The sequence below is a fragment of the Kaarinaea lacus genome (genome assembly GCF_975902315.1).
On sequence record NZ_CDLKIE010000153.1, the window covers coordinates 1 to 6835 of the forward strand.

Consider the following 6835-nt stretch of genomic DNA (forward strand, 5'->3'; position numbering starts at 1 on the left):
CTGGTTAATGGGGCATGCAGACCGAGCACTGGAACTCATTAACCAGGCAACATCTCGTGCCACCGAGGTTAAACATCCATTCAGCATGGCTTACGCTTCCTATTTTTCATCCGTTATCCATCAACTACGAGGAGATGTTAAAAAAGCAGGGGAAATGGCGAAACAAACTTTAAAGTTATGTGAACAGTATGAGTTTCGATTCTGGCACGCCATGGCCAACATGATGAACATATGGTCCCAGTTTGAAATGACGGGTGACAATAAGCTTATCAATCAATATATAGAGGTCATGGATAAAAACCTCAAACTTGGCAGCCGCCTGGCATTGACGTTTCATCACAGCCTGCTGGTTCGTATGTATATTAAAGCGGAAAAATGGGAAGACGCAGAGGTAGTCATTGATGGCGCCATTAACAAACTAAACACACACCACGAATATTTTTTTCAGCCAGAATTACATCGCCTGAAAGCCTTAATCAGCTGGAAACATAAATCTGCTTCGCATAACGAACTGGATGCGTATTTTAATGAAGCAATACATGTTGCCCAACGGCAAAGTTCAACGGGCCTGGAATTACGCGCGGTTATCGATTATTGCCAATACCTGATTTCGATCGATCAAGCAGAGAACGCCGAACTAAAACTCAACGAGGTTTTGCAGAAAGTGAATGGAGGACTGTCAACCCAGGATTATAAACAGGCGGAACAGTTACTTGCACAAATTCGTGAAACATCGACCCGACAGGTTGAATCCAGCACAAACTAAACGGATAAACTATCCTGCTTGCAATCAGGCAACGTAGTGGGAAGACTTGCGATCCCTGGCACGAATCAGTGTTAATGCATCAATAAACTGGTCGCGTGCTTCCACCAGAATATCTTCAACATCATCAATGGAAACCCTGGTTATTTGCCAAATCTCTTCAGGAACATTGCCAAGAACATCCATATCGTCAGTTCCTGCCTCTGCCAACTCAGTAATCGCATTCGCCAGATAGACGATCGAAGCTTCCAGAACAAAGTCGCTGGCCTTATTCGGATTATGATGATTCAGGGCCGCCAATTGGTGAGTCTGCGGTAGCGACCACGCCTGCATAAGTTCAGCGCCTATTTCAGCATGATCAAATCCAAGAATTTCTTTTTCTGCAACATGTAATGGTACATCCTGCTCTTTCATATAATGAAGCACCTGGCGGCACTCTGTTGGTAGTTTGAACGCGATTACCAACCTGCCAATATCATGCATTAACCCCGCAACAAACAACCTTTCCTTATGCAGTACGCGACATTTCTTCGCAAGAATACGCGATACGATTCCGCAATAAACAGCATGACGCCAGAAAGTTTCGATATCAATGAGATCACTGGAAACTTTCTCGAATATGCTCGCCACGGATGCTGCAAACACTAAATCCCTGAGTTCCCGATTACCTACAATAGTAATCGCCCTTGATACCGTTTCTATTTTCGAAGGAAATTTATAAAACGCGCTGTTTACAATGCGCAGCAAGCGCGCGGTTAGCGCGGCATCTTTACTGACGACTTTCCCGATATCTGATGCGGAATAATTCGGATCGTCCACCATTTCTTTGACGCGTACACACACATCAGGCAGGGATATTAAACCAACCACACCCTGTACTAACTCGCTGGGAGAACTCTGATTAATACTTTGACCGTTGTTATTATCTGCTACTGACATTGTTCCGCTACTTCATAGAATTTATTAGTTAATAACAGCTTGCATTCCACTGGAGCAAACTAAAACCGCTTCGAGACAAGCAATTCATCAAGCATCATTTTCCACTTACTCTACGTATGAGTTTTCAATTCGATGAATTGGCCCATTGCTTGCTTTTTCTATATCGGACGGTCAATTCAGGTATTAAGTGCGTCACGTAAAAACTGTGACCCATGCACAGAATTATTAGCTATATATTTCAATCGCTTAGATTGAAAATATAATTTGAAGCGCAATAGAAGTGCGAATTTCGACTTCAAATGGCTATCCAGGTGGTTAAAGAAACCGCCGTCAATGGCCGAAAACCTGTTTAACACCGTGTGAGAAGTGCCACAGCGAACGGAGTAGTAAGACACGTTGTGGATTTGAATCAGCGCTGATACAGCAAAAGGATACCGTGCTAATGGGCTGATTTCACGAATAAGTGTTAACCAAGGAATAAATTTATGCGCAAAAAACTGCTAGTAACTGCCTTCTGTCTTGCAAGCATGAGCATGGTAATTGGTAATGCCCAGGCGTACATGAAGTCTTCCTCTGATGGTCTGGAGGCGATAAAAATTCAGCAAGATAACGCCATTAATGAAACCACTGCCATTGCAGAACAGATCTGGGATAAACTCACAGCCGAGTTTATAGAGCACTATGAAGAAGGCCGTTACGCAAGAGCAGCTGCAACCGCACACTCAGCTTATGAGCTCGCGGAGTCCACCTTCGGCGCTAACCATATCAATACCGCAGACTCCATGTTAAAGCTGGGTATCGTTGCTGAAACACTGGGAGATCTAAAAACTGCAAAAAATCAAATGCAGAACGCATTATCAATTCTGGAAACTCAACTGGGCCCCACCCATGAAGATGTAGCCGTGGTACTAACAAACCTGGCCAATGTATATTTTGAAGAAAATGAACCAGAATTATCTGAACAATATCATATTCGTGCACTAACTATTCGTCGTCAATCCTTCGGCGAAGCTGATTCAGCCGTGGCACAATCACTCTACAACCTGGCTGTTCTGTACGATGATTTGCTCGAATACGAAAAAGCTATCGAGAATTATGAAAAATCAATCCAGATCTGGAACGTTACCATCGGCCCTTCGCACCCCTATGTTGCGAATGCCCTAAACAACCTGGCTAATGTTTATCTGGCTAAAGGAGAAATGCAGATCGCAGAAGAGTTGCATAACCACTCCCTTGCGATTCGAAAAATGATTTATGGAAAAATCCACCCGGAAGTTGCACGTTCATTGATAAATCTTGGTGCACTGTATGTAAAACAGGATAACTACGAAAAAGCTAAACCCGTTTACTCTGAAGCGGTTCATGTAGCAGAAAAACTGTTTGGCCCTACGCATCCACAAGTCGCAATGTTGTTATACAGCCTGGCCAATATCTACCACATCCAGGGTCGCATGGATCGTAACGAGGAACAGGAACTTTCCATCAAAAAAGTAGGCTATACAACAAGCCAGGCCAGTCAAAACGTGGCCGATCTAAGCACTCAAATTAAAGACTTGCATAATTCATCACAGGCTTACTTTGCCAAAGCATTACCGCTGTACGAACGCGCACTGGAAATTCTGGATAGCACTCTTGGCAGCAACCATCCCGCCATGACAGCAATGTTAACCGAGCTGGCGTTACTCTATAAAAGCGTGGGTAAAACCGGTAAAGCAGAACAGATGCAGGCTCGCCTGAATCAGATTCACTAAAGAATTATTTCTCCTCGTAATGTACAGGCAGGATTCTCATCCTGCCTTTTTTTTGGAAAACTTATAGCGTATTAAATCCCCGGGATAAATCTGCCTTAATATCTTTGATAGATTCCAGACCCACCGCAATACGTAATAAATTATCCTTGATACCTGCCTCTGTCCTTGCTTCCGGTGTCAATCTACCATGAGTAGTGGTAGCGGGATGTGTAATAGTGGTTTTGGTATCCCCCAGGTTCGCCGTTATCGACAGGAGCTTTGTTGAATCAACTACCTGCCATGCCTGCTCCTTGCCTCCCTTGATTTCAAAAGATAGCACGCCACCAAAATCAGACTGCTGTTGCCTGGCTAACTCATGTTGTGGATGTGATTCGAGGCCAGGGTAATATACTTTCTCCACGGCAGGCTGTTGCTCCAACCATTGCGCCAGCACCAGGGCATTCTGACTATGAGCCTTCATACGAATACCCAGGGTTTCCAGTCCTTTTAAAAATACCCAGGCATTAAACGCGCTCATGGTAGGACCACAGGTTCGAATTACACCGAAAACCTCTTTTCCGACTCGTTCTTCATCGCCTACGACAGCACCGCCAATACAACGGCCCTGACCATCCAGAAATTTCGTGGCTGAGTGAACAACCAGGTCAGCCCCTAATTCCAACGGACGTTGTAAAGCAGGTGTACAAAAGCAATTATCCACAACCAGCAAGCAATCGTTATCATGTGCCAACTGCGCCAGACTTTTAATATCTGCCATTACGGTTAATGGATTTGAAGGTGTTTCAAGAAATAGCATACGGGTATTCGCTGTGATGGCAGTGTCCCATGCCTCAATATCAGCAAGATCCACAAAAGTAGTCTCGACGCCAAATTTGGCTAGATAGCTGGTAAACATCATAACCGTGGTTCCGAAGATAGAACGTGATGCAACAATATGATCACCAGACTTTAACAGTGCGAGACAGGTTGCCAGAATCGCGCTCATACCTGATGCCGTCGCAACGCCACTTGCACCACCTTCCATAGCGGCTAAACGTTCTTCAAAAACCCGTACAGTAGGATTGGTGAAGCGCGAATAAATATTACCTGGCTCATCGCCGGAAAAGCGTGCTGCCGCATGAGCTGCGCTTTGAAAAACATAACTCGATGTCGCATAGATAGGCTCACTTTGCTCGCCTTCATTGCTGCGATGCTGGCCCGCACGAACGGCCAGCGTTTCCAGGCCATATTGCTCAAAATCACTATTGTCACCATTCATGACGTTTCCTTTTTTATGAATTGATACTAATCAGCAGGCACAAAAAAACCCGCTTTGTCTGTTAGATCTCCAGGTATCTGGAGACAGTTGACTAAAGCAGGTTACAATATTTCAATCAGCAATAACTTCGCTTTAGCCGTACTTGTTTATGCGCCCGCAAGCTGACTATCAAATCGGCGCGTTGTGTGTTCTAGAGTAGAGTTTCAGATAATCGTTGTCAACCGGACAATTGCTAAATTTTAAATCAGGCTGTGTTGTGCAATTCAATGACTGCATTATCTGCGGCGCGGCGTTGCTCCTGTTGATCATCATTGCGCATTTTTTCAATATCATCCAGATAGTTTTGCGTGACATCGCCGGTAACATAACGACCATCAAAAACCGACGTGTCGAATTGCTTGATCGCTGGATTACCTTTTCGGGCCGCTTTAATCAGGTCGCTGAGATCCTGGTAGACCAACCAGTCAGCTCCAATGAGCTTGGCAATTTCTTCCTCATTGCGCCCATGCCCTACCAGTTCAGTCGCCGATGGCATATCAATACCATAGACATTGGGAAAACGTACTGGTGGCGCCGCAGAGGCGAAATAAACTTTCCTGGCACCCGCATCACGTGCCATCTGAATGATTTGCTGGGACGTGGTACCACGCACAATAGAGTCATCCACTAACAGTACATTTTTGTTTTTAAACTCGAGGTCTATCGCGTTTAGCTTCTGACGTACTGATTTCTTACGCTGCTTTTGACCTGGCATAATAAATGTGCGACCAATATAGCGATTTTTTACAAATCCCTCTCGGTATAAAACACCCAGCCTGTTGGCTAGTGGTAACGCAGAAGTACGACTGGTATCTGGAATGGGAATAACGACATCAATATCGTGATCCGGAAACACTCGCAGAATCTTGTCTGCTAAATACTCGCCCATGCGCAGGCGAGCCTTGTGTACGGAAATTTTATCCATGATGGAATCAGGACGTGCGAAATAAACATGTTCAAAAATGCAGGGAGTGAGCGCACTATTCTCTGCGCAACGCTCTGCGGATAAATTGCCATCCACGTCAATGCACACTGCTTCACCCGGTGCGATGTCCCCTAAAATGTCAAATCCTAATGCATGGATTGCCACACTTTCTGACGCCATAACATATTCGTCACCCTGGTCTGTGGTTCGTTTGCCAAACACAATAGGACGAATACCATTGGGGTCACGAAATCCGACAATGCCAAATCCCGTTATCATCGCAACCACCGCATAAGCGCCTTTACAACGTTTGTGCACGCCTCGAATGGCATCAAAAATATCGCTCGCATCAACAGTAAGCTTGTCAGAGCGCTGCAATTCGTGAGCAAAAACGTTTAGTAAAATTTCCGAGTCGGAATCGGTATTAATGTGCCGGCGGTCAGCGCGGAATAGGTCGTTTTTCAGTTGAATGGCATTGGTCAGGTTACCGTTGTGAGCAAGGGTAATTCCAAAGGGAGAATTCACATAAAAAGGCTGAGCTTCAGCCGAAGATGAGCAACCCGCAGTAGGATAACGCACGTGCCCTATCCCCATGTTTCCTTTGAGTCGCAGCATGTGACTGGTGCGAAACACATCGCGGACCAGGCCATTATTCTTACGCAGATACAAGCGGCCGTCATCACAGGTGACAATACCAGCTGCGTCCTGTCCACGATGTTGCAACACTGTTAAACCATCATAAAGCATCTGGTTTACACCCGTTTTTGCAACAACACCAATAATACCGCACATAATTCGGTTCCCCTGACTCTGATATTTGCTATGTCACTCGCTAGGCGACTACTGTGTATTCTATTCGAAGGAAAGGTGTTTTTTAATAACGATTTTTTATGGATTAATCATAAAAGAATGCGCCGTTGATTTCTGGAGCAATATTGGTCTGTAACCAGAGGGCGACATGCTCAAAATGACCAATCATCATTGATTCAGCCCACCAGGGATCCTGGGGCAGTGATGTTAATCCGGCGAGCAACACAAGCATGGAGACAACCACTCCCCCGCGGGCGACACCAAATACTACACCCACCGCCCGATCGGTGCTGGTGAGTCCGGTTCGTTTAACCAGATGCCCGGCCAGGTGATTAACTAAAGCCGCCAGC

6 protein-coding genes are annotated in these 6835 nt (G+C 45.4%); 2 read left to right on the forward strand and 4 right to left on the reverse strand.

Features of this window, described 5'->3' with window-relative positions; translation table 11 throughout:
• Positions 1-766: hypothetical protein (locus tag ACWVCM_RS04275; RefSeq protein ID WP_455200477.1), on the forward strand; the 766-nt coding region annotated here is incomplete at its 5' end.
• A 24-nt stretch (positions 767-790) separates the two neighbouring features.
• Here ACWVCM_RS04275 and ACWVCM_RS04280 read toward each other — a convergent pair.
• Complete coding sequence (locus ACWVCM_RS04280; RefSeq protein ID WP_455200478.1) at positions 791-1702, reverse strand: HDOD domain-containing protein; 912 nt, start codon at positions 1700-1702, stop codon at positions 791-793.
• A gap of 485 nt (positions 1703-2187) precedes the next feature.
• On the opposite strand from ACWVCM_RS04280, the gene ACWVCM_RS04285 reads away from it, so the two are divergent.
• Positions 2188-3453: a tetratricopeptide repeat protein gene (locus ACWVCM_RS04285; protein WP_455200479.1), complete on the forward strand. Its 1266-nt coding sequence runs from the start codon at positions 2188-2190 to the stop codon at positions 3451-3453.
• Between the two features lie 61 nt (positions 3454-3514).
• Here ACWVCM_RS04285 and ACWVCM_RS04290 read toward each other — a convergent pair whose 3' ends face one another.
• The 3 genes from ACWVCM_RS04290 to ACWVCM_RS04300 form a co-directional block, all read right to left on the reverse strand.
• Positions 3515-4711, reverse strand: coding sequence for an O-succinylhomoserine sulfhydrylase (locus ACWVCM_RS04290; RefSeq protein ID WP_455200480.1), 1197 nt, complete (start codon positions 4709-4711; stop codon positions 3515-3517).
• A gap of 244 nt (positions 4712-4955) precedes the next feature.
• Positions 4956-6467 carry an amidophosphoribosyltransferase gene (gene purF / locus ACWVCM_RS04295; RefSeq protein ID WP_455200481.1) on the reverse strand — a complete coding sequence of 504 codons (1512 nt, stop codon included), beginning with the start codon at positions 6465-6467 and terminating at the stop codon, positions 4956-4958.
• 103 nt (positions 6468-6570) lie between these two features.
• Positions 6571-6835, reverse strand: a 265-nt coding sequence (locus ACWVCM_RS04300; protein ID WP_455200482.1) for a CvpA family protein, incomplete at its 5' end; no start/stop codon positions are given.

Bases quoted from the DNA above. Each gene is read 5' to 3' on its own strand.
- ACWVCM_RS04280 (WP_455200478.1), bottom strand. From the start codon at position 1,702: ATGTCAGTAGCAGATAATAACAACGGTCAAAGTATTAATCAGAGTTCT.
- ACWVCM_RS04285 (WP_455200479.1), top strand. From the start codon at position 2,188: ATGCGCAAAAAACTGCTAGTAACTGCCTTCTGTCTTGCAAGCATGAGC.
- ACWVCM_RS04290 (WP_455200480.1), bottom strand. From the start codon at position 4,711: ATGAATGGTGACAATAGTGATTTTGAGCAATATGGCCTGGAAACGCTG.
- purF (WP_455200481.1), bottom strand. From the start codon at position 6,467: ATGTGCGGTATTATTGGTGTTGTTGCAAAAACGGGTGTAAACCAGATG.